The sequence below is a fragment of the Streptomyces sp. NBC_01294 genome (assembly GCF_035917235.1).
GTDB lineage: Bacteria > Actinomycetota > Actinomycetes > Streptomycetales > Streptomycetaceae > Streptomyces > Streptomyces caledonius.
Genome location: NZ_CP108423.1, coordinates 5,317,751 through 5,338,122 on the forward strand (window position 1 = coordinate 5,317,751; position 20,372 = coordinate 5,338,122).

The following is a 20,372-nucleotide window of genomic DNA, read 5'->3' on the forward strand; positions in this document are numbered from 1 at the left end:
CCGTCAGCGGGAGTGCTCGGTGATCGCGTCCGAGATGCCGTCCCACAGCCGCGTCCGGGCCGCGAGGGCGCGGTCGATGGTGTCCTGGCACTCGGCCCACTTGACCTCGTCGTCGCCGCACAGGTCGGCGAGCATCTGCATCGCCATCGGGGTGTGCTCCTCGGCGTCCACCTGGATGTGGCGCCGCAGGTAGTCGACGAAGGTCGACAGCGTGCCGTGGCCGGCGTTGAGGGCGGCGACCTGGTCGAACATGTCGGGGATCAGGTCCTCGCGGCCGAAGGCGAAGGCCGCGGCCTGGCAGTGCACGGGGGAGTGGTCGATGAAGTCCCAGGTCGTGCCCACGAATTCGGACACCGACTGCGGGACGCCCGCCTCCTGGAGCGCGTCCGGGACCGAACGCCCGTCGCGCAGCAGGGCGATGAAGGCGTCGATGCGCGTGGTGTCGGCCCCCGACTGGCGCATGCCGTCGAGGTACAGCTCGAAGTGGCTGATGAAGCCCTCGCCGAGCTCGTCGCTCTCCTCGACGAGGACGATGTCGTTGATGAGCCGGCGGCTGCCGGTGAGGGCGGACGGCACCCACGGCACCTCGACGCAGGTCAGCCGGCGCTGGAGGGACTTGAGCAGCGACATGAAGTCCCACACCGCGAAGACGTGGTGCTCCATGAACGTGACGACCGCGTCCACGCTGGTCAGCTGGTGGTAGATCGGGTGGCTGAGGACCTTCTGACGGGACGGCTGGATGGCGTCCTTGAGGGTCTCGATGGCCGGGTTGGTCCCATCCCATTCGTACCGCGACATAGTGGTGTGCTCCTTATTTCTGGGTGTGAGCCGGCTGCGGGAAAGCAGCGGGTGCATGAGTGACAAGGGGGTGCGGGGGGTGCGGAGGGTGCAGGGGGGAACGGGGGAACAGGAGGGTGCGCGGGAGGGCGCGGGGGAGGGTCAGAAGGCACCGAAGTACTCGCGGTGCTCCCACTCGGTGACGCCGCCGGCGGCGCTCTCGGGAGGCTCGGCCGCGGACCAGGCGTCGAACCTGGCCGCCTCGCTCTCCTTCAGCTTCGCCAGGCAGGACTTGAGCGGCGCGCCGAGCAGCCGCTCGGCGCTGTCGCTCGCGCGGAACGCCTCCAGCGCCTCGGGCAGGGAACGCGGCAGCGGCGGGTGGGGGCTACGGTCGGCCGGAACGCCGGAGAGCAGCCCTTCGAGGCCCGCGTGCAGCTGGGAGGCGATGGCCAGGTAGGGGTTGGCGCACGGCTCCCCGATCCGGTTCTCGACGTGGGTCGAGCTGCCACCGCTGAGTACCCGGACCATAGCGCTGCGGTCCTCGAACCTCCAGTCGACCGAGGTCGGGGCGAGCGTGAACTCCGGGGCCAGCCGGCGGTAGCCGTTCACGGTCGGAACGGACAGCAGGCAGAACTCCCGCGCGCGGGACAGCAGGCCGCCGATGTAGGCCTCGCCCCCGGCGGAGATGGCGTCCTGCAGGCCGTCGCCCTCGGCGAACAGGTTCACGCCGGTCTTCGTGCTGCTGACGGACTGGTGGAGGTGCCAGCCGCTGGGGTCGAAGCTCTCCAGGCGCGGCAGCGTCATGAACGACGCGTGGTAGCCGCGCCGCCGGCACTCCTGCTTGAGCTGGGTGCGGAGCAGGAGCATCGCGTCGGCGGCGTCCAGTGCCGACATCGGGTTGAAGGTCGTCTCCAGCTGTCCGGGACCCGACTCGTGCTCGAACGAGCGCAGGGGCAGGCCGAGTTGCATGAGCATCGCGGCCAGCGGGTCGGCGACGTCGGCCACCGAGTCGTAGGAGCTGTCGAGGTTGAACTGGTACCCGGGGTTCACCGCCTCCACCTCGGGGGCGGCGCCCTGCAGGCCGAAGCCGTTGCCGGCGTTGCCCACCGGGCCGCCGGTCAGCCGGGTCAGGTACCACTCGACCTCCAGGCCGATGACCGGCGACAGGTCGTGCCGGGCGTACTCGGCGAGGACCCGGTGCAGGACGCCCCGGGCGGAGAGCGGGTGCGGCGTGCCGTCGCGCAGGTACTCGTTGCCGAGCACCCAGGCGGTCCTCGGCCCGCTCCTGGGCAGCACTTGGAACGTGCGCGGGTCGGGGACGAGCACGAAGTCGCCCGCGCCGAGCAGCTCGCCGACCCCCACGCCGGCGTCGGCGAGGAAGTCGACGGCGACGGCGTGGCCGGTGTCGAACAGGAACGGCCCGGCGCTGAAGTCCATGCCGTTGCGCAGCACCGAGCGGAACACGTTCGCGGGCACCGTCTTGGACCGGGCGAGGCCGTGCGGGTCACAGAACACGACCCGGACGAGATCGACCTCGTCCAGCTGCAGTTCGACCTGCTCGGCCGCGGCGGCCTGCCGGTCGTCCCAGAGCCCGAACTCGGCGACGAACGAGGGGCGTCCGACGCCACCGCCGACTTCGCCGTACTGGGACCACGACCTGGAAACCATGATCATTTACCTTCCGTTGGCACGCCGCGGCGCGTCAGGGTGAGGCCGAGTGCGGCCTGGAGGAGTTCGGCGGCCGAAAACACGAGATCGTCGATGTCGACCCGGCTCACCACGGGCTCGGCGGCGAGCGAGGGGCGGGCGGCGCCGCTGTCGTCGCTGTACGGGGACCACGACCTGGAAACCATGATCATTTTCCTTCCGTTGTGATGCCGGGGGGCGTGAGGGTGAGGCCGAGTGCCGTCTCGAGGCGTTCGGCTGCCGAGAGCACGAGGTCGTCGTCGCCGACCCGGCCCACGAGTTGGAGCCCGACCGGGAGCCCGGCCGGCGTGAGGCCGACGGGCAGCGACAGGGCGGGCTGGCCGGTGAGGTTGAAGGGGTGGGCCGCGGGGGACCACGCGAGCCAGCGCAGGTCCCCGGGGTCGGCGGCCCAGGGCGGGGCGATCGCGTCGGCGGCGAACGGCTCGATCGGGACGGTCGCCATGACCAGCAGGTCGTAGGTCTCCATCACCGAGGCGAGCCGCGTCCGCAGGGCGAGCCGCGCGGCCTCGGCGCGGGCCACCGCGGCGCCGCTCAGGGAGCGCCCGTACCGCACGATCGCGAGCCGGCCCTCGTCGCACCACGGATCGTCCTGCGGCGCCGTGCCGTGCGCGTCGGCGGCGGCGAGGATGTCCACCAGGGCGCCGTACGGGTCGGGGAACGGGACCTCGATGCGGTCGACGCGGTGTCCGAGCGAGGTCAGCACCGGCAGGACGCCCTCGGTGACGTCGCGGACCGCTCCGGACGTCCCCGGGAACTCGATCCAGCCGACGCGCAGCGCGGTGAGCGCCGCCGGGGGCGCGGGCGCCGCGGTCACCGAGTCGGGGTCGCGGTGGTCGGGGCCGCTCAGCACCGCCATGAGCTCGGCGACGTCCGCCACGCTCCGTGCGAGCGGCCCGACATGGGACAGCCGCTCGGCGCACGGCGGCACGTACGGGATCCGCCCGTAGGAGGGCTTGAACCCGACCACGCCGCAGAACGCCGCGGGGATGCGCACCGACCCGGCCCCGTCGGTGCCGAGCGAGGCGGTGCAGAGGCCGGCCGCCACCGCGGCCGCCGACCCGCCGCTGGAGCCGCCGGCGGTCCGGTCGAGCGCCCAGGGGTTGCGGGTGGGGGCGGACACCCGGCTGACGGTGCTCGCGCTCCATCCGTACTCCGAGGTCGTCGTCTTGCCCACGACGATCGCGCCCGCGGCCCGGATCCGGGCCACGGACGGCGCGTCGGCGGCGGCGCGGCCGTTCGGCAGCAGAGACCCCCGCCGGGTGGGGATCTCCCGTGTCTGGATGAGGTCCTTCACCGACACCGTCACGCCGAGCAGCGGCCGGTCGCGGAAGGCGGCCGCGCCGAGGCCGGCGATGAGGCGGTCGGCCGCCTCGGCCTCCCGCAGCGCACGGGCCTGCGCGACCTCGACGTACGCCCCGAGCTCCGGGTCCGTCTCACGGATGGCGGTGAGCACGTCGAGGACGTGCCCGGCGACCGTGGAATGACCCTCGAGAAGGAATTGCCGCGTCTCGTGAATGCCGCGGCAGATCGGCTGTCTACTCTTCGTTGCGGTGGACTCTGACACGAGACCACTACAAGTCATCGTCTGAATTTCTGGCAACTTACGGATTGTGTGGTGTTGCATCTGCGTGCAATCCGCACTTGAACAAGATTTCTTGCGAATGGGGCGGGCGGCGAGCAGCATGTTTCCGAGGTAAATCCCACGTACTTAATCGCACAGGAGAAGACCCGATGACTCCACGGATGGAAAACCCCTCCCTGGTCGTTCCCGGCGCCCTGCAGCCCCTGCTCGACCTGACCGAGGTCATCGGCAAGGTCGGCGTGCCGCAGACGACCCTCGACCTGGTCCGGCTGCGCGTCAGCCAGATCAACGGCCGCGTCTACACGCTCGCGGACGAGGCCGAGCAGGCGGACGCGCGCCTTCCGCAGGTGGCGACCTGGCAGACCGAGTCCTGCTTCACCGACGCGGAGCGCTCCGCCCTGACGATGGCCGAGGCCGTCACCCTGATGACCGACCCCCAGGACATGGCGTCGGACGAGGTCTGGGAGGACTCCGCCAAGTACTACACCGACGAGCAGCTCGGCGCGCTGGTCATGCACATCGGCCTGGTCAACTTCTGGAACCGCGTGAACGTGGCCAGCAGCCAGGAACCCGCGGCCTGGCGCTGAGGAAGGGGACACGGCACCGTGCTGAAGCTGATCAACGCCGGTCTGGGCAGGACCGGCACCACATCACTGCAGGTGGCCCTGGACCGGCTCGGTCTCGGCCCCTGCTTTCACATGTTCGACATCGTCGGGGACGAGCAGCGCCTCGAGCAGTGGGCGAGGATCGTCTGCGACGGGGAGCGCCCCGACTGGCCGGCGCTGTTCGGCGGTTACACCGCCGCGGTGGACGGCCCCTGCGCGGTCCATTACCAGCAGATCAGCGAGGCGTTCCCCGAGGCCAAGGTGATCCTCACGGTGCGCGATGCCGAGGGCTGGTACCGGAGCACCTACGACACGCTGTACCAGTTCGTCCTGCGCAGCCAGGAGAACCCGCCGGCGCCCGGTTCGCGGCAGGCCCGGCTGCTCGACTTCACCAACACCATGGTCTGGGACGGTCTCTTCGACGGCGGGTTCGCCGACAAGGACCACGCCATCGAGGTCTACCACCGGCACAACGAGGACGTGGTGCGCACCCTCGGCCCGGACAACGTCCTCGTCTACGACGTGAAGCAGGGGTGGGAGCCGCTGTGCGCCTTCCTCGGCGTCGAGGTTCCCGAGGAGGACTTCCCGCACGCCAACGACTCCGCGGCCATGCGCCGGCGGATCGCCGAGGCGGCCGGAGCCGGCCCGGTCACCGCCGGATGAGTCAGTGAGGAGCATGCGGTGTTGATCACGGAAATGGCGGTCCCCGGCGCGTACCGCGTCGAACCCGAGCCGCTGAGCGACCGGCGGGGGTACTTCTTCGAGTCGGTGAAGACCAGCGCCCTGCTCGCGGACAGCGGCTGGGACTTCGCGGTCCGCCAGGTCAACTACTCGGTGTCCAAGCGGAACACCCTCCGGGGCATCCACGGCACCAAGGTCCCGCCCGGCCAGGCGAAGTTCGTCACGTGTGTGCGGGGCAGCGCGCTCGACATCGCCGTCGACCTGCGCGTGGGCTCGCCGACCTTCGGGCACTACGACGTCACCTATCAGAGCCCGGAGACGGGGACGGCCGTGTACCTGCCCGACGGGGTCGGGCACGCGTTCCTCGCCCTGACCGACGACACGTGCATGAGCTACCTCTGCTCGCAGGAGTACGTGCCGGGCACGATGATCGACGTCGACGCGCTCGACCCGGAGCTGGCCCTTCCGTGGGACCTGAAGGAGCCGCCGATCCGTTCGGACAAGGACGCCGTGGCCCCCACCCTGGCCGAGGCGGCGGCCGCCGGCCTCCTGCCGACCTGGGAACAGTGCCTCCCGCGTCCTTTCCTGGCCGTCTGAACGGATTCGGGTGGCGGGCACGGCGAATGACGACAACAATTCCGACGTGATATCGCGCCGTGAGGCGCGGGAAATGACTGGAGGTGGGCGATGGCGGACACCAAGCGCAAGCCGGGTACGCCCGGGGCGTTCTCCCGGTGGATGCAGAAGAAAATGAACGACCGGATGATTCGCAAGGTCCGGAATGGAAAGGCCCAGTTCATGGGCATGGAGGTGCTGCTCCTCAACACGGTGGGCAAGCGCAGCGGCCAGCCGCGGGTGACCCCCGTGGCCTGGTTCGGTGACGGCAACGACGCCTGGCTGAGCATCGCCTCGGGCGGCGGGACCCAGCACCCGGACTGGTACACGAACCTGATGGCCAACCCGGAGCGGGCGACGGTCGAGCTGCCCGGCCGCGGTGCGGTCAAGATCAAGCCGCACCGGCTCGACGGCGCCGAGCGCGAGGAGGCGTGGAAGCTCATCTCCACCCTCCAGCCGCGCATCGCCAAGTACCAGAGCAAGTCCGAGCGGGAGTACCCGATCGTCAAGCTCACCCCGCAGTAGTACGACGAGAACGGCAGCCGGTGTCCTCGGACACCGGCTGCCGTTTTCCGCTGTCGCGAGGCGCTCACGCGTGTGCGCCCACCGAGTCTCCTTGGCCGGCGGCGTGCGCGCGGATCCGGGCCATCAACTCGGCCTGCCGCACCAGGTCGTGGTGGTGGGCCGGCCGCGCGGCCGGGTCGCGCACGGCGTCGTGGAAGGCGTTGAACACGCCGAGGAACTGGTCCGAGGCCGGGGCGGCGATCCTGGTCTCGCGGTCCTTCTGCTGGAGCCACAGCACGGGACGGGCCTCCCGCGCGGGGGTGAAGGCCCACTCCAGGGTCAGGCGCCCCTCGGTCCCCCAGAGGTCGTAGGTCGACCGGTAGCTGTGGGACAGGCCGAAGGAGCAGTTCGCCGTGACGCCGTCGTCGCTCCGCAGCAGCGCCACTCCGGAGACGTCCACGCCCAGCTCCGCGTCGAACTCCAGGCCCGCTCCCAGGACCTGCGGCGACCCCCCGAGGTACGCCTGCGCCGCGCGCACCGGATAACAGCCGACCTCCCACAGCGCCCCGCCGCCGAGCTCCGCCTGGTACTTGATCCCCTGCGGGTCGGTCGGCGGAATGCCGAACACGCCGTTGAAGGCGCGCAGCTGCCCGATGGCCCCGTCGGCCAGCAGGGTCTGCGCGAGCGCGTGCTGGGGGTGGCGGAGGAACGCGAAGTTCTCCATGACGAGCAGTCCGCGCTCCTCGGCGAGCGCGACGAGCTCCCGCGCGGTCTCCGCACTGGGCACCGCCGGCTTCTCGATCAGGACGTGCTTGCCCGCGTCCAGTGCCCGGCGCGCCCACTCGGCGTGCTCGCTGTTCGGCAGCGGGATGTACACCGCGTCGATGTCGGGCAGTTCGAGGAGCCTCTCGTAGCCCTCGACGGCCTTGCAGTCGAACGAGGCCGCGACGCCCGCGGCCTTCTCCCGGGAACGGCTCGCGACCGCCACCAGGTGGAACGGCGACTGCCGGATCGCCGGGAGGGCCCGCCGTACGGCGATGTCGGCGCACCCGATGACGCCGATGCGGGCCGTCCGCTCGGATTCGTGAAGGGGGGTCAGATCTTCCATTTTCACAGGTCCACCTAAAGGGCATAGGAATTCGCGTGCCTGAACCGGCGTGTACGCCAGCATGGAGAGGTAGCGCTTTGTTCGTCAATGCCCGCCGATATTCGGAACCTTGTGGCATCGAAGCGACTTCCGGCCGTGCGTTCCGCCGATATAAAGTGCGGGGCATCCGCCTTATTGGCACGAATACTGAGGAGGCGCCACGGTGAAGGGCATCATCCTGGCCGGCGGCAATGGTACGAGGCTTCATCCGATCACGCTCGGTGTATCAAAGCAAATGCTCCCGGTCTACGACAAGCCGATGATTTATTACCCGCTGTCGGCCCTGATGCTGGCGGGGATCACCGAGATCGCGATCATCACCACCCCCGAGGACCAGGAGATGTTCCGCCGGCTCCTGGGCGACGGCTCCTGGCTCGGCATCTCCCTGACCTACGTGGAGCAGGACAAGCCCCGTGGGCTCGCCGACGCGTTCCTGCTCTGCGCGGACCACATCGGTGACGACTCCGTCGCCCTGGTGCTGGGCGACAACATCTTCCACGGCTACGAGTTCGGCCCCATGCTCCAGCGGGCCTCCCAGGACATCGAGGGCTGCGTCCTCTTCGGGTACCCGGTGCGCGACCCCGAACGCTACGGGGTCGGAACGCTCGACGGGGAGGGCCGGCTCGTCGCGCTGGAGGAGAAGCCCGCCAAGCCGCAGACGAACCTGGCGATCACCGGCCTGTACCTCTACGACAACCAGGTCGTGGACATCGCGCGGGAGCTGGAGCCGTCGGAGCGCGGGGAACTGGAGATCACCGACCTCAACCGCGTCTACCTGGAGCGGGGCCAGGCCACGCTGATCCCGCTGGGCCGCGGTTTCGTCTGGCTGGACACCGGAACCCATGACGCGCTCATGGAGGCGGGGAATTACGTCCAGGTCCTCGAACACCGTCAGGGAGTGCGCATCGCCTGCATCGAGGAGATCGCCTGGCGCATGGGCTACATAGACCGCGAGTCCTGTTACCGGCTCGGCAGCCGCCTCGCGAAATCCGGGTACGGCCAATACGTCATGGAGGTGGCCCAGGCGGGCTGATTCCCGAAGGAAGCCCCAAGCCCCAGAACGCCAAAACGTCGTATCCGCCTTCTCACCGGAAGAAGTCCCATCGCCATGAAAATACTGTTCACCGTCGGTGGCAGCCAGGCGGCCGTCTTCGGCGTCGCCCCCCTCGCCGCGGCCGCGCGGAACGCGGGCCACGAGATCCTGCTGGCCGCCGACGAGCCGCTGATGGCGGCCGCGGCGTCCGTCGGGCTCCCCGCGGTCTGCATCACCCCCGAACGCATGCGGTACGGCCAGGAGTCCATGACGGCCACCGTCCGGCTCGACGCCCTGCTGGAGCTGACGCGGGCGTGGACCCCCGACCTGGTCGTCGGCGGCCTGTCCCACGTCCCGAGGGTGCTCGCCGCCCTCCTCAAGGTCCCCTACGTCCGCCACATCTGGCACATCGCCCCGATGGCGCACCGCGACCGCAAGGCGGTCCAGGAGCTCCAGCCGGAGCTGGAACGCCTGGGGCTGACCGAACTGCCGGCGCCCGACCTCTTCATCGACCTCTGCCCGCCGTCCATCCGCCCGGAGGGCGCCCCGGCCGCGCGGTCGATGCGCTGGGTCCCCCGGGTGAGCCAGAGCCGGCTCGAACCCTGGATGTACACCCGCCCCGAGGGGCGCCGGCGGGTGCTGATCACCGCCGGAACCCGCAATCTCATGCTCGACACCCCCGGCAGCTCGCTGCGGAAGCTGGTGGACGAACTGACCGGGGCGGGTGCCGAGGTGCTGATCGCCGCGCTGCCCGAGGCGGCCGAGCGGTTCGGCGCGGAACTGGGCGACGTGCGCATCGGCTGGCTCCCCCTGGACGTGGTCGCCCCCACCTGTGACCTGGCGGTCCACCACGGCGGCGCGACCACCGCCATGACCCTGGTCAACGCGGGCGTCCCGCAGCTGATCATCCCCGACAACGGCTACGGCAAGGCCGTCGCGGAAGCCGTGGCCGGCTTCGGCGCCGCCCTGGTGGTGGACCGGAACCGGCCGCAGGCGGGGCGCAGCCCCGACGAGGTGATCTCCGCGGGCTGCCGGGAGATCCTGTCGGACCCCCGGTACGCCGAGCGGACGCGCGCCCTCGCCGCGCAGGCCGCGACGCTGCCGACCCCCGCCGAGGTACTGCTCGAACTGGAAGCCCTCGCCGCTGCCTGACCGTCGACGTGCCGGCCGGCAGCCCCGCCGGCCGGCCGTCGGCGCGCGGCCCCGCCGCCACGCGGCAACGCGAATCGCCCTGAGACCGATGGAGAGGATCTCCGTGGTCTCAGGGCGATTCGCGTTGCGGGGGCCGGACTTACCGGGAAGCCAGCGCCTCCAGCATGGGCACGATCTCGGCGGGGGTGGGGAGCGTCGAGATCTCCTTGGCGATGAACTGCGTCCGCTCGGTGTAGCTCGGGTTCTCCAGCAGTTCCTTGCAAGCGGCGGCGATCACTTCGCCCGGCGCCTTGTCGGGCTGCTCCGCCTGCGGCCACAGGGTCTTGCCGGCGCCGAAGTCGGTGATGGCCTTGGCGATGGCCTCCCGGTGGTAGTTCGGGGGGAACTCCGGCGGGTTCTCGGGGATGATCAGCTGCGGCACGCCGTTGGCCATGAGGGTCGTGGCGGTGGTCGCGCCGCCGTGGTGGACCGCCAGGTCACAGGTACCGGCGGCGACGTCCATCGGGATCCAGCCGACGCGCGCGTCGCCCAGCCGCGAGCCGAACCGCTCGGCGGCGCCGGGGGACGCCGCGATCAGCACCTCGGCCCCCAGGTCGTTGAGCTCGCTCACCAGCAGCGGCATGGACCAGCCCGGGTCGCGGAACATCAGGCTGCGGAAGCCCGAGGTGATCAGCACGCGGCGACGGCCCTCGGGGCGCGTGTACATCCAGCGCTCCAGCCGGCGCTGCGGGTTGCTCGGGATCCAGCGGATCGGCTGGGCGGTCGGGTCGTGGTTCGGCCGGAGCGACGGCGGGGTCGAGTCGAGCAGCAGGTCGGGCTTGAGCAGCCCGTCCAGGCCCAGGCGCTCCAGCTCGGGCCGGAGCTCCTCCTCGGCGCCCGGGTCGATGCCGGTGAGCGGGATCCCCAGGTACTCGACCTGGCGCACGTACGGGACCTTGAGGTGGGCGGCGAGCAGCATCGCCGCGTAGCTCTGCGAGCTGCCGACGACCACGTCGGGGGTCCAGTCCTTCGCCAGGTCCAGGAGGGACTCCACGCCGGCCAGACCCATCCGGGCGAAGCCGCGGCCCTGGCCGAACATCTCCTCGTCGCCCAGCTCCCGGGGGAACCGCAGGCCCTTGCCCGGGTTGGTGATCCGCATGAAATGCCGGATCGGGTCGACCGTGTAGCAGAACGTGGGAATTCCGATGGCCTCCGCGGTTTCCACCCACGGTTCGTGGCCCGCCAGGATGACCTGGTGACCGGCGTTCCGTGCGGCCGTTGCCAGCGGTGCGGCGGCATAGAAGGTGGCCTGGCTGCCCGTGGTGATGAACAGGATTTTCATGGCACTCCGGATGCTTTTCGTGAGACGCGGCCTGACGCATTTGTGAACACACCGATGTTCCACAGCGGGCGCTTTTTCTGTCAAACACTCTCAAAGAACGGTGCCCCGTTCGATTGCGGATTTCACGCACTTGAACAAGTGAACGCCGGGCACCGTTCCGGGGTGGCGGTCCACCATGGCAAGGTCGGAGATGCCGCCGCCCCGGCGGCTGACCACGATGGGTCAGGACCTGCGGCGAGTAAGCCTCAGACTGTGTTTGTCTCAAAAATCGGATATCGAAAGTCGGTGGCTCACATGAATACTCTGATCTACAACGCCCGAATGGCTCTCCGGGACATCATGGAAGTCAACATCTACACGCAGGGCAACGACAAGGTCTATCTGACCGTTTTCCCGGACCTGATCTGGGAGGGCACCGAGGAGACGCACACCGAAAAGGTCGTGCTGTCCATCGTCGACCGCCTCCACGACATGGACCTGGCCCTCGCCGGCGGCGAGGCGGACATCCGGACCCTCGTGGACTCCGGAGCCGTCGAGATCGTCCGCAAGGTCGCCTGAAAGCCGCCGCGCCGCGCCTTCGCTCCCGCGGGCCGGTGGTCATTCCTGAGGAGGTACGACGCTCGTGATAGCCCGTTATTCGCTGCCCGAGATGGCGGAGCTCTGGTCCGACCAGGCCCGCTACACCACCTGGGCCGAGGTGGAGGTCCTGGCCTCCGAGGCGCAGGTGCTGCTCGGCCGGGTTCCCGCGAGCGCCCTGGAGGACATCCGGCGGGCCCGGGTGCCCTCGGTGGCGCGCGTCGCGGAGCTCGAACGGGAGCGGGACCACGAGATCCTCTCGTTCCTCGCCGCCTTCTGCGAGGACATGCCGGACGACTCCGCCCGCTGGGTGCACCTCGGCATGACGAGCTACGACCTCGTGGACACCGCCCTCGGGTACACCCTCGCCCGGTCCTGCGACCTCCTGATCGGCGCGGTGGAGCGGCTGCGCGGCGTGCTGGTGGCCAAGGCGGTCGAGCACTGGGACACGGCGTGCATCGGGCGCACGCACGGCATGCACGCCGAGCCCACGACGTTCGGCCACAAGCTCGCCGGATTCGCCTTCGCGATCGACCGCTCGGTCCGGCGGCTGAGGGACGCGCGTGAGCAGGTCGCCGTGGGCACGATCTCCGGCTCGGTCGGGACGTACGCGCTGATCGACCCCTTCGTCGAGAAGCACGTGTGCGAGGCGCTCGGCCTCGGCGTGGAGCCGGCGCCGAGCCAGGTCGTGGCCCGCGACCGGCACGTCCAGCTCGTCCAGGCGATCGCGACGCTCGGCGCGTGCGTCGAGCAGATCGCCGTCGAGGTCCGGCTGCTGTCCCGCAGCGAGGTCCGCGAGGTGGAGGAGCCCCGGACGGCCGGCTACCAGGGGTCGAGCGCCATGCCGCACAAGCGCAACCCGACGACCAGCGAGCGCCTGACCGGGCTGGCCAGGCTGCTGCGCGGGTACGCCGGGATGATGCTGGAGAACGTGGCGCTGTGGCACGAGCGGGACCTGTCCCACTCGTCCGTCGAACGGGTCGCCCTGCCCGACGCGCTGACGGTCGCGCACTACCAGGTGACCGCGGCGGCCGACCTCGTACGGGGACTCGAGGTCTTCCCCGACCGGATGCGCGCCGCGATCGACCAGACCAACGGGCTGGCCTACAGCTCGGCCGTGCTCGCCGACCTGCTGGAGGGCGGCAGCGAGCGCGAGCGGACGTACCGGATGATCCAGGACGCCGCGAACGGAGAGGACTTCTTCACGCTGCTCAGGACCGGGGGGATCGAGGCCGAACTGCCGGGCCCCGAGCGTTTCCTGGTCAACCACGACGTCATTCACAAGCGATTGGAAAACCTTCGTGAGCTGGAGCATTGAGCGGGAGAGCGGTCCCGGCCTCGACCTCGGGGAGGTGCTGCGGGTCTACCGGGAGTCGGGCCTCGGCGAACGCCGGCCGATCGGGGAGACCGAGCGCATGGCGGCGATGGTGCGGGGCGCCAACCTGGTCGTCACCTGCCGCGTCGACGGCGAGCTCGTGGGCATCGCGCGCAGCATCTCGGACTTCTCCTACGTGACCTACCTGTCCGACATCGCCGTCGTCCGCGCCCACCAGCGCTCGGGCATCGGCCGGGAACTCATCGAGGCGACCCGCAAGGAGGCGCCGCAGGCCAAGATCGTCCTGCTGTCGGCGCCCGCCGCGGCGGACTACTACCCGCACATCGGCTTCACCGCGCACCACTCCGCCTGGGTGCTGAATCCCTGAGCGGTCCCCCCAGCAGTGCCCGCGCCGGCCCCTCCGGCGCGGGCACTCGGCGTTGCGTCAGTGGTGGCCGCCGGCGCCGCCCCGGTGCAGATGGGCGGCCGGGCTCACCACGAGGGGGCGCATCATGTGCTGCTCGTGCTCCAGCATGTGGCAGTGGTGGACGCCCCTGCCGACGACGGGGAACCGGACGGCCACGGTGACCAGCTCGCCCGGGGTGCCGTTCGGCCCGGGGACGATCTGGCCGGCGGTCCCCACGCGGATCACGTCCTTCTCCCCGAGCTCGTGCGCTTCGAGCACCGACGCGGCCTTGAACGCGATCGGCCGGGCCGACCCGCGGGTGACCCGGTCGAACCCGGTGACTTCGTAGTTCTCCCGGGACAGCACCTGGAAGTGGGCCAGGTGGATGTGCATGGGGTGCGGGGCGGCGGCGAGGTTGAGGTACTTCCAGGTCTCCACGCCGTCGTGCGCCGCGGTGAACGCCCTGCCCTCGTCGTAGGACATCGCCGTCCTGCGCAGCGTCTTCACCGCGCCCTGGGCGTCCTGGACCTGGACGATCCCGGCGGACGGGAAGGTGATCCCCGCCGCGTCGATCTCCTCCATCTCCCAGAGTTCGGGAAGGTTCGCCGCGCCGGGACCGACCAGCACCACCCACCGGTGGGGGTGGTCGTGCGGAAGGTCCCCGGGGGTGACCCGCTTGAAGGTGGGCGAGATGACCGGGGGCAGCGCGAAGCGCGTGACCGGATTGCGGTCCGCGACGCGGAACTGCATCACGTCGGGCTCCGCCAGGTCGTTGCGCTGGTTGGAGGCGCCGGGCGTGACGCCCTGGAACGTGTTGACCAGCTTCAGGGCCTGCCCGCGGAACGCGGCGAAGTTGACCAGCACCTCGGCGCGCTCGCCGGGGGAGAGGTTGAGGGCCCCGTCGACCGCGACCGGCTTGTCGATGAGGCCCTGGTCGGTCCCGATCACCTGGAACGCCCCCGGGACGGGCCGGCCGTCCGCCAGCAGCATCAGCCGGTAGAGCCGGGAGTTCGCGGTGTTGGCGATGCGGAACCGGTACCAGCGCGGCTCGACCTCCAGATACGGCCAGACCACCCCGTTGACCAGGGTGTACGGGCCGTGGTGCGGGCGCATGAGCCGCTGCGCGCCGACCATCTCCACCTTGTGGACCGACCGGCCGGTGAGGGCGCCCGACGCGTCCAGCCCGAAGTTGCGGTCGCTGAGGATCAGCGGCACCTCGTGGGCGCCCTTGGGCAGGTTCAGCGCGCGCTCCTCCGCGTTGCGCGAGATGAACAGGCCCGCCAGCCCGGCGTACACGCTGAAGCGGCTCACGTGGTGGGTGTGGTCGTGGTACCAGAGCGTCGTCGCGGCCTGCTTGTTCGGGTAGGCCGACAACTGCACGTCGCCGGGCCCGATCAGGTTCTCCATCCAGCCGTCGTTGCCGCCGCCGGTCAGCATGCCGTGCAGGTGCACCGCGGCCCACGGCGGCAGGCCGGCCACGCCGGGGACCTCCTGGCAGCCGTCCGTGCCGGGGTAGTTGGAGAGCGGGTCGGGGGAGGGGCCGGTGGCCAGGCCGAAGTCGACGGCGGTGACCGGTATGTTCCCCGTCAGGTGGTTCTCCCAGGCGACCCGGAGCGGACGGCCGCTGACCGTCTCGATCGTCGGACCGGGATAGACGCCCTCGTAGGTCCACATGGTCACCGGCGGCAGTTCCGAGTGCAGGGTGACGTCGGCGGTGCGCAGGCGCACGGTCAGCTCGTCGTGACCGCCCTGGCCGCGGGGGCGGAGCACCGGCGGGATCCGCAGCGGATCCTTGAACTTGGTCAGCTTCAGCCCGGCCGCCGACGGCTCGGGCCCGCCGGGCGTCGCGGCGGCCGCGGCCGGCGAATCGGCGAAGAGCGGGGCGGTGGCCACCAGGGCGCCCAGGCCGGCGAAGATGCCGCCTTGGAGGAGCGCACGACGGTTCAGCCCGGTCGGGTCGGGTCTTCTCGCAACGGTCGGTTCCATTCGCCAGACGCTAGGGACGGCCGCTCTCGCCGGGCTCGAGCCCGGCTCCAGCCCCGCCGCAGCGGTGCCGCGGCGGTTCGGGCGGCCGTCCCCCACCGGCTCAGGCGGTCACCATCTCCGTGTCCCGGTTGACGAGCGTCGCGTAGTGGCCGCCGAGTCCGAGCAGCTCGTCGTGGGTGCCGCGCTCGGCGATCCTGCCCCGTTCCAGCACGATGATCTCGTCGGCGTCGCGGATGGTCGACAGCCGGTGGGCGACCGTGATGGTGGTGCGGCCCGCGCTCGCCGCGTCGATGGCCTCCTGGACGGCCTGCTCGGTCTGGGTGTCCAAGGCGCTCGTGGCCTCGTCGAGCACCAGGATCGGCGGGTCGCGCAGGATGGCGCGGGCGATCGCGAGGCGCTGCTTCTCCCCGCCGGAGAACCGGTATCCGCGCTCCCCGACCACCGTGTCGTAGCCGTCGGGCAAGGACATCAGATAGTCGTGGATGTGCGCGATCCGCGCCGCCGCGACCAGCTCCTCGTCGGTCGCGTCGGGCTTGGCGAACCGGAGGTTGTCGGCGACCGTGGAGTGGAACAGGTAGGTCTCCTGGGAGACGACGCCGACCGCTGCGGCGAGCGTGGCGAAGGACAGGTCGCGCACGTCGACCCCGTCGATCGTGACGCTGCCGGACGTCGGGTCGTACAGGCGCGGGATGAGATAGCTGAGGGTGGTCTTGCCCGAACCGGTCTCGCCGACGATCGCCAGGCTGCGCCCGGCGGGGACGGTCACGTCGACGCCGTCCAGCGTGGGCCGCTCCGCCCCCAGGTAGGAGAAGCCGACTCCCCGCAGGCACACCTCGCCGCGCAGGTGCGCCGGCACGACGGGCCGCTCCGGCTCGGCGACGTCGACGGGCAGGTCGAGGTACTCGAAGATGCGGCCGAACAGTTCGAGGGAGGCCTGGATGTCGATCCCGATGGTCAGGAGCCGCTGCGCCGGCCGGAACAGGGCCTGCTGGAGCGTGGTGAAGGCGACCAGGGAGCCGATGGAGATGGCCATGTGGCCGCCGCGCCCGGTCAGTCCCGCCACCCAGTAGATCACCGCGGGCATGGAGGCCATGACGATCCAGATCGTGGACTGGTACCAGAGGCCCGCCGTGCTCGCGCGCACCTCGATGTCGGTGAGCTTGCGGGACTGCAGGGCGAAGGTGTCGGTCAGCGAGCGGGACCGGCCCATGGTGTGGCCGAGCATGATCCCGCTGACCGACAGCGACTCCTGCACCATCGAGGAGAGGTCGGCGAACTGCCGCTGCCGGTCACGGGTGATGACGCGGCGTTCGTCCCCGACGTGCCGGCTCACCCAGACGAAGGCCGGGAGGATGATCATCGACGCGATCGTGAGCCGCCAGTCGAGCACGGCCATGGCGGTGGTCGTGGCGATGACGATCGTCACGTCCGAGACCAGCGCCGTGGCGGTGGTCGTCACCGTGACCTGCATCCCGCCGATGTCGTGGGCGATGCGCGACTGCACCTCGCCGGTACGGGTCCGGGTGAAGAAGGCCAGCGACATGCGCTGGAGGTGGCCGTACACGGAGGTGCGCAGGTCGTGCATGACGAGCTGGCCGACCTTGGCGGAAACGTGGGTCTGCCAGACGTTGAACGAGCTCGTGGAGATCGAGACGACGATCATGCCGAGGGCGAGCAGCGACAGCAGCCCCGTCCTGCCCTGCGGCAGTGCCACGTCCATGATCTCGCGGATCAGGAACGGGTTGACGAGGGAGACCAGGGACGAGCCCGCGACCAGGAACGCGACGAACAGCAGGCTCCTGCGATACGGGCGGAACAGTCCGAGGATGCGTCGCTTCTGTACGGGGAGATGAGCGGTGGCGGACCCGGTGGTGCTCACCCTGGTCTCCTTCACTTTTTCGGTCAGTTCCAGTCGACGGAACGCAGGACGAGGGCGGAGTTGAAGCCGCCGCGGCCCCGGGCCAGGACGAGAGCCGTGGTCACGGGGGTGTGCCGCGGCGTGGTGACCAGATCCAGGTCGTAGTCGGGGGAGAGGGTGACGTTCGCCGTCGGCGGGATCACCCCGTCCCGGATGGCCAGCAGGGCGGTGGCGACGTCCAGGGGGGCGGCCCCCGAACCGAGCCGGCCCGTCATGGTCTTGGGCGCGGTGACGGGGACCGCCCGGGGCCCGAAGACCTCGGTGATCGTCGCCGCCTCGATCCGGTCGAGCTCCGGGGTGGCCGCCGCGTCCGCGAAGACGACGTCGATGTCACCCGGTGACAGGCCCGCGTCGTCCAGTGCGATCTCGATCGCCTTGCGCAGCGTCGGCTCCCGACCGCTGTCCGGAGCCGGGTCGAAGGTGGACCCGTAGCCGCTGATCTCGCCGTAGACCTGGGTCGCGCCGCGCCGGCGCGCGGCCTCGGCGTCCTCCAGGATCAGCAGGGCCCCGCCCTCACCGGGCACGTACCCGGCCGCGTCCGCGTCGAAGGGGAGGTACGCCCGGTCGGGGCGCTCGTCGGTGCTCAGCTCTCCGGTGGTGAGCTGGGCCACCCATCCCCAGGGGCAGATGGCGGCGTCCACGCCGCCGGACAGGATCAGATCGCTGCCCTTGCGGACCAGACGGCGCGCGTGCGCGAGGGCGTCGAGGCCGCCCGCCTGGTCGCTGACCACCACGCCGCTGGGACCGCGCAGACCGTGCCGGATGGAGATCTGGCCGGTGTTGACCGCGTAGAACCAGGCGAACGACTGGTAGGCGCTGACGTACTGGCTGCCCTGGCTCCAGAGGTTCTGGAGCTGGCCCTGGCCGAACTCGAAGCCGCCGGAGCTGCTGGCGGTCATCACGCCCATGCCGTACTCGTCCGCGTCCTGCGTGCTCACGCCGGCGTCGGTCAGGGCGTGATCGGCGCCCACGAGGGCGAGCTGGGTCATCCGGTCGGTCTGCGGGATGAGCCGGCTCGGGAGGTGCTCCGAGGCGGTGAACCCGTCGACCTCCCCGGCCAGCTTCGACGGGTAGCGCTCCGGATCGAAGCGCGTGATGCGGCCGATGCCGCTCCTGGACGCGCGGGTGGCGTCCCAGTAGTCCTCCACGCCGAAGCCGTTGGGGGAGACGATGCCGATGCCGGTCACCACGACCTGGGAGCTCATGCCGTCGTGTTCCTGTCAGGTCGGGCGAGGATCATCGCGCTTTGGAAGCCGCCGAACCCGCTGCCGACCGTCAGCACTGTGTCGGTGCGCCAGTCGCGCGCGGTCAACGGCACGTAGTCGAGGTCGCATTCGGGGTCGGGCCTGTGCAGGTTCGCTGTTGGGGGCACCACGTTGTTCTCCATGGCCAGGACGGAGGCGGCGATCTCGATCGAGCCGATCGCGCCGAGCGAGTGGCCGACCATCGACTTGATCGAGCTCACGGGGGTACGGCGGGCGTGCTCGCCGAGGCTGTGCTTGAAGGCGCTGGTCTCGTGCCGGTCGTTCTGCTTGGTCCCCGAGCCGTGCGCGTTGATGTAGTCGACGGCCTCGGGGTTGATCCGCGCCTCGCCCAGCGCCGAGCGGATGGCCTCGGCCATCTCCCGGCCGTCGGGACGCAGCCCGGTCATGTGGAACGCGTTGCACCGGCTGGCGTACCCGGCGATCTCGGCGTACACGTGGGCACCGCGCCGGCGTGCGGACTCCAGCTCCTCCAGGACGAAGATCGCTGCGCCCTCGCCCAGCACGAAGCCGTTGCGGGTGATGTCGAACGGCCGGGAGGCGTGCTCGGGGTCGTCGTTGCGCGGGGTGGTCGCCTTGATCGCGTCGAAGCACGCCACGCTGATCGGGGAGATCGGCGCGTCCGTGGCACCGGTGATCATCACGTCGGCCGAGCCGTCGCGGATCAGTTCGGCCGCGTAGCCGACCGAGTCGATGCCCGAGGTGCAGCCGGTGGAGACGACGGTCGAGGGACCCTCGGCACCGACCGCCCAGGCCACCTCGGCGGCGAAGGAGCTCGGCACGAAGTAGTTGTAGAGGTGGGGGACGGCGTACTCGTGGTCGACGAGGTCGAGCCGGCCGCCGTCGCTGACCACCCGGTACTCCTCGTCGAGGCCCATGGTGGCGCCCACGGCGCTGCCGACCGCCACACCGACCCGGTGGGGCGCGACGCCCTGCAGGTCCAGTCCGCTGTCCGCCATGGCCTCACGTGCCGTGACGAGGGCGAACTGCGCGGCCCGGTCGGTGCGCCGGATCTCCTGCGGAGTGAGACCGTGCTCCGACGGGTCGAAGTCGATCTCGGCCGCGATCCGGGAGCGGAACGGCGTGGGATCGAAGAAGGTGATCCCCCTGGTCGCCGTCCGTCCGTCGCTGAGCAGGCTCCAGAAGTTCTTGACCCCGATGCCTCCCGGAGCCGTCACCCCGATGCCGGTGATGACCACACGGCGGCCGCTCACGCCGACTCCCAGGTGTAGAACCGCTGCGCCATGGCGTCCGCGGGCGAGCGCCAGGTGGCCGGGTCGTAGGCCTCGATGAACGGCTTGAGGTCCTGGCTGATCTGCATGAAGCGCGGATCGGCCTTCGCCTGCTCGATGAGTTCTCCGCCGTTGTCGCCGTCGAAGTCCTGCAGGTGAAAGTACAGGCCGTTGAACATGAAGAGCTGACGTCGCCGAGTCCCCATGCGGTGCGGCATGTCCGTCTCGTCGAAAGCCTGGAAGAGCCGTGCCACGTCGGCACTCGAACGAGAATCCATTTTGGCCACTATCAGATTGCTGTGCATTCGACCGCCTCCTCGAGGGTTTGCTGCGCCTATCGCAGATGCTTGACCAGTGCCGCCCATGTGGCGTTTTCCTCTTCCGACAACGGCGGCAGGCAGGGCTGGTCGGCGGGCAGGATGCTGGATTCCTCCCATTTTTCGATGGGGGGATATGTTCCGCTCCACGCAAGTCCCATCCACATAAGGCCCTCGTCGAGGTTCTTCCATATGGATCGCATGGCGGACCTGAGCCTCGCGCCCATGTCAATCTC

At 70.4% G+C, this 20,372-nt stretch carries 20 protein-coding genes; 9 read left to right on the forward strand and 11 right to left on the reverse strand.

Annotation, left to right across the window (positions count from 1 at the left end):
• Positions 1-3: 3 nt before the first annotated feature.
• The 4 genes from OG534_RS24055 to OG534_RS24070 all read right to left on the reverse strand — a co-directional run bounded on the left by OG534_RS24055 (position 4) and on the right by OG534_RS24070 (position 3,937).
• A complete protein-coding gene (locus tag OG534_RS24055) occupies positions 4-798 on the reverse strand; it encodes a DUF3050 domain-containing protein (RefSeq protein ID WP_326590612.1) in 795 nt (264 codons plus the stop codon).
• A 141-nt stretch (positions 799-939) separates the two neighbouring features.
• A complete protein-coding gene (locus OG534_RS24060) occupies positions 940-2,445 on the reverse strand; it encodes a glutamine synthetase family protein (RefSeq protein WP_326590613.1) in 1,506 nt (501 codons plus the stop codon).
• Between the two features lie 2 nt (positions 2,446-2,447).
• Positions 2,448-2,630, reverse strand: coding sequence for a hypothetical protein (locus OG534_RS24065; protein ID WP_326590615.1), 183 nt, complete (start codon positions 2,628-2,630; stop codon positions 2,448-2,450).
• 2 nt (positions 2,631-2,632) lie between these two features.
• Entirely contained in the window at positions 2,633-3,937 is a 1,305-nt protein-coding gene (locus tag OG534_RS24070) for an amidase (protein ID WP_326590617.1), read from the reverse strand.
• Positions 3,938-4,227: 290 nt separating this feature from the next.
• On the opposite strand from OG534_RS24070, the gene OG534_RS24075 reads away from it, so the two are divergent.
• From OG534_RS24075 to OG534_RS24090, 4 genes are all read left to right on the forward strand, one after another.
• Positions 4,228-4,653: a carboxymuconolactone decarboxylase family protein gene (locus OG534_RS24075; RefSeq protein ID WP_326590619.1), complete on the forward strand. Its 426-nt coding sequence runs from the start codon at positions 4,228-4,230 to the stop codon at positions 4,651-4,653.
• 18 nt (positions 4,654-4,671) lie between these two features.
• Positions 4,672-5,334 (forward strand): sulfotransferase family protein, encoded by a 663-nt coding sequence (locus tag OG534_RS24080; protein ID WP_326590621.1) that lies wholly within the window; start codon positions 4,672-4,674, stop codon positions 5,332-5,334.
• 18 nt (positions 5,335-5,352) lie between these two features.
• A complete protein-coding gene (locus OG534_RS24085) occupies positions 5,353-5,949 on the forward strand; it encodes a dTDP-4-dehydrorhamnose 3,5-epimerase family protein (protein ID WP_326590623.1) in 597 nt (198 codons plus the stop codon).
• Positions 5,950-6,039: 90 nt separating this feature from the next.
• Entirely contained in the window at positions 6,040-6,492 is a 453-nt protein-coding gene (locus OG534_RS24090) for a nitroreductase family deazaflavin-dependent oxidoreductase (protein ID WP_326590624.1), read from the forward strand.
• A gap of 64 nt (positions 6,493-6,556) precedes the next feature.
• Here OG534_RS24090 and OG534_RS24095 read toward each other — a convergent pair whose 3' ends face one another.
• Positions 6,557-7,579, reverse strand: a complete 1,023-nt coding sequence (locus OG534_RS24095) for a Gfo/Idh/MocA family protein (protein ID WP_326590626.1) — start codon at positions 7,577-7,579, stop codon at positions 6,557-6,559.
• A 202-nt stretch (positions 7,580-7,781) separates the two neighbouring features.
• Between OG534_RS24095 and rfbA the strand changes: the two genes are divergently transcribed.
• Together rfbA and OG534_RS24105 are read left to right on the forward strand one after the other, a co-directional pair.
• Positions 7,782-8,651: a glucose-1-phosphate thymidylyltransferase RfbA gene (rfbA, locus tag OG534_RS24100; RefSeq protein WP_326590628.1), complete on the forward strand. Its 870-nt coding sequence runs from the start codon at positions 7,782-7,784 to the stop codon at positions 8,649-8,651.
• Between the two features lie 75 nt (positions 8,652-8,726).
• Positions 8,727-9,803, forward strand: coding sequence for a glycosyltransferase (locus OG534_RS24105; RefSeq protein WP_326590630.1), 1,077 nt, complete (start codon positions 8,727-8,729; stop codon positions 9,801-9,803).
• Between the two features lie 139 nt (positions 9,804-9,942).
• Here the strand turns inward: OG534_RS24105 and OG534_RS24110 are convergent, their stop codons facing one another.
• On the reverse strand, positions 9,943-11,124 hold the full coding sequence (locus tag OG534_RS24110) for a glycosyltransferase (RefSeq protein ID WP_326590631.1): 1,182 nt from the start codon (positions 11,122-11,124) through the stop codon (positions 9,943-9,945).
• 321 nt (positions 11,125-11,445) lie between these two features.
• On the opposite strand from OG534_RS24110, the gene OG534_RS24115 reads away from it, so the two are divergent.
• The 3 genes from OG534_RS24115 to OG534_RS24125 all read left to right on the forward strand — a co-directional run bounded on the left by OG534_RS24115 (position 11,446) and on the right by OG534_RS24125 (position 13,403).
• Complete coding sequence (locus OG534_RS24115; protein ID WP_326590632.1) at positions 11,446-11,682, forward strand: hypothetical protein; 237 nt, start codon at positions 11,446-11,448, stop codon at positions 11,680-11,682.
• Between the two features lie 64 nt (positions 11,683-11,746).
• Positions 11,747-13,018, forward strand: coding sequence for an adenylosuccinate lyase (purB, locus tag OG534_RS24120; protein ID WP_326590633.1), 1,272 nt, complete (start codon positions 11,747-11,749; stop codon positions 13,016-13,018).
• Complete coding sequence (locus OG534_RS24125) at positions 13,002-13,403, forward strand: GNAT family N-acetyltransferase (RefSeq protein WP_326590634.1); 402 nt, start codon at positions 13,002-13,004, stop codon at positions 13,401-13,403. Before purB ends, OG534_RS24125 begins: the two co-directional genes overlap by 17 nt.
• 57 nt (positions 13,404-13,460) lie before the next feature.
• On the opposite strand, the gene OG534_RS24130 is transcribed toward OG534_RS24125, so the two are convergent.
• From OG534_RS24130 to OG534_RS24150, 5 genes are all read right to left on the reverse strand, one after another.
• Complete coding sequence (locus OG534_RS24130; protein ID WP_326590635.1) at positions 13,461-15,407, reverse strand: multicopper oxidase family protein; 1,947 nt, start codon at positions 15,405-15,407, stop codon at positions 13,461-13,463.
• Positions 15,408-15,507: 100 nt separating this feature from the next.
• The gene (locus tag OG534_RS24135) at positions 15,508-17,286 is read right to left on the reverse strand and encodes an ABC transporter ATP-binding protein (RefSeq protein WP_326590636.1); all 1,779 of its coding nucleotides are present in this window, start codon (positions 17,284-17,286) and stop codon (positions 15,508-15,510) included.
• A gap of 23 nt (positions 17,287-17,309) precedes the next feature.
• Positions 17,310-18,530, reverse strand: coding sequence for a ketosynthase chain-length factor (locus tag OG534_RS24140; RefSeq protein WP_326590637.1), 1,221 nt, complete (start codon positions 18,528-18,530; stop codon positions 17,310-17,312).
• Positions 18,527-19,801, reverse strand: coding sequence for a beta-ketoacyl-[acyl-carrier-protein] synthase family protein (locus tag OG534_RS24145; RefSeq protein ID WP_326590638.1), 1,275 nt, complete (start codon positions 19,799-19,801; stop codon positions 18,527-18,529). Before OG534_RS24145 ends, OG534_RS24140 begins: the two co-directional genes overlap by 4 nt.
• Positions 19,798-20,124 carry a TcmI family type II polyketide cyclase gene (locus OG534_RS24150; protein ID WP_326590639.1) on the reverse strand — a complete coding sequence of 109 codons (327 nt, stop codon included), beginning with the start codon at positions 20,122-20,124 and terminating at the stop codon, positions 19,798-19,800. Before OG534_RS24150 ends, OG534_RS24145 begins: the two co-directional genes overlap by 4 nt.
• Between the last annotated feature and the right edge of the window lie 248 nt (positions 20,125-20,372).

Coding starts and splice junctions, on each gene's coding strand:
- OG534_RS24075 (WP_326590619.1), top strand. CDS start 4,228: ATGGAAAACCCCTCCCTGGTCGTTCCCGGCGCCCTGCAGCCCCTGCTC.
- OG534_RS24115 (WP_326590632.1), top strand. CDS start 11,446: ATGGCTCTCCGGGACATCATGGAAGTCAACATCTACACGCAGGGCAAC.
- OG534_RS24140 (WP_326590637.1), bottom strand. CDS start 18,530: ATGAGCTCCCAGGTCGTGGTGACCGGCATCGGCATCGTCTCCCCCAAC.
- OG534_RS24130 (WP_326590635.1), bottom strand. CDS start 15,407: ATGGAACCGACCGTTGCGAGAAGACCCGACCCGACCGGGCTGAACCGT.
- OG534_RS24065 (WP_326590615.1), bottom strand. CDS start 2,630: ATGGTTTCCAGGTCGTGGTCCCCGTACAGCGACGACAGCGGCGCCGCC.
- OG534_RS24060 (WP_326590613.1), bottom strand. CDS start 2,445: ATGGTTTCCAGGTCGTGGTCCCAGTACGGCGAAGTCGGCGGTGGCGTC.
- OG534_RS24105 (WP_326590630.1), top strand. CDS start 8,727: ATGAAAATACTGTTCACCGTCGGTGGCAGCCAGGCGGCCGTCTTCGGC.
- OG534_RS24055 (WP_326590612.1), bottom strand. CDS start 798: ATGTCGCGGTACGAATGGGATGGGACCAACCCGGCCATCGAGACCCTC.
- OG534_RS24150 (WP_326590639.1), bottom strand. CDS start 20,124: ATGCACAGCAATCTGATAGTGGCCAAAATGGATTCTCGTTCGAGTGCC.
- OG534_RS24095 (WP_326590626.1), bottom strand. CDS start 7,579: ATGGAAGATCTGACCCCCCTTCACGAATCCGAGCGGACGGCCCGCATC.
- OG534_RS24090 (WP_326590624.1), top strand. CDS start 6,040: ATGGCGGACACCAAGCGCAAGCCGGGTACGCCCGGGGCGTTCTCCCGG.
- OG534_RS24110 (WP_326590631.1), bottom strand. CDS start 11,124: ATGAAAATCCTGTTCATCACCACGGGCAGCCAGGCCACCTTCTATGCC.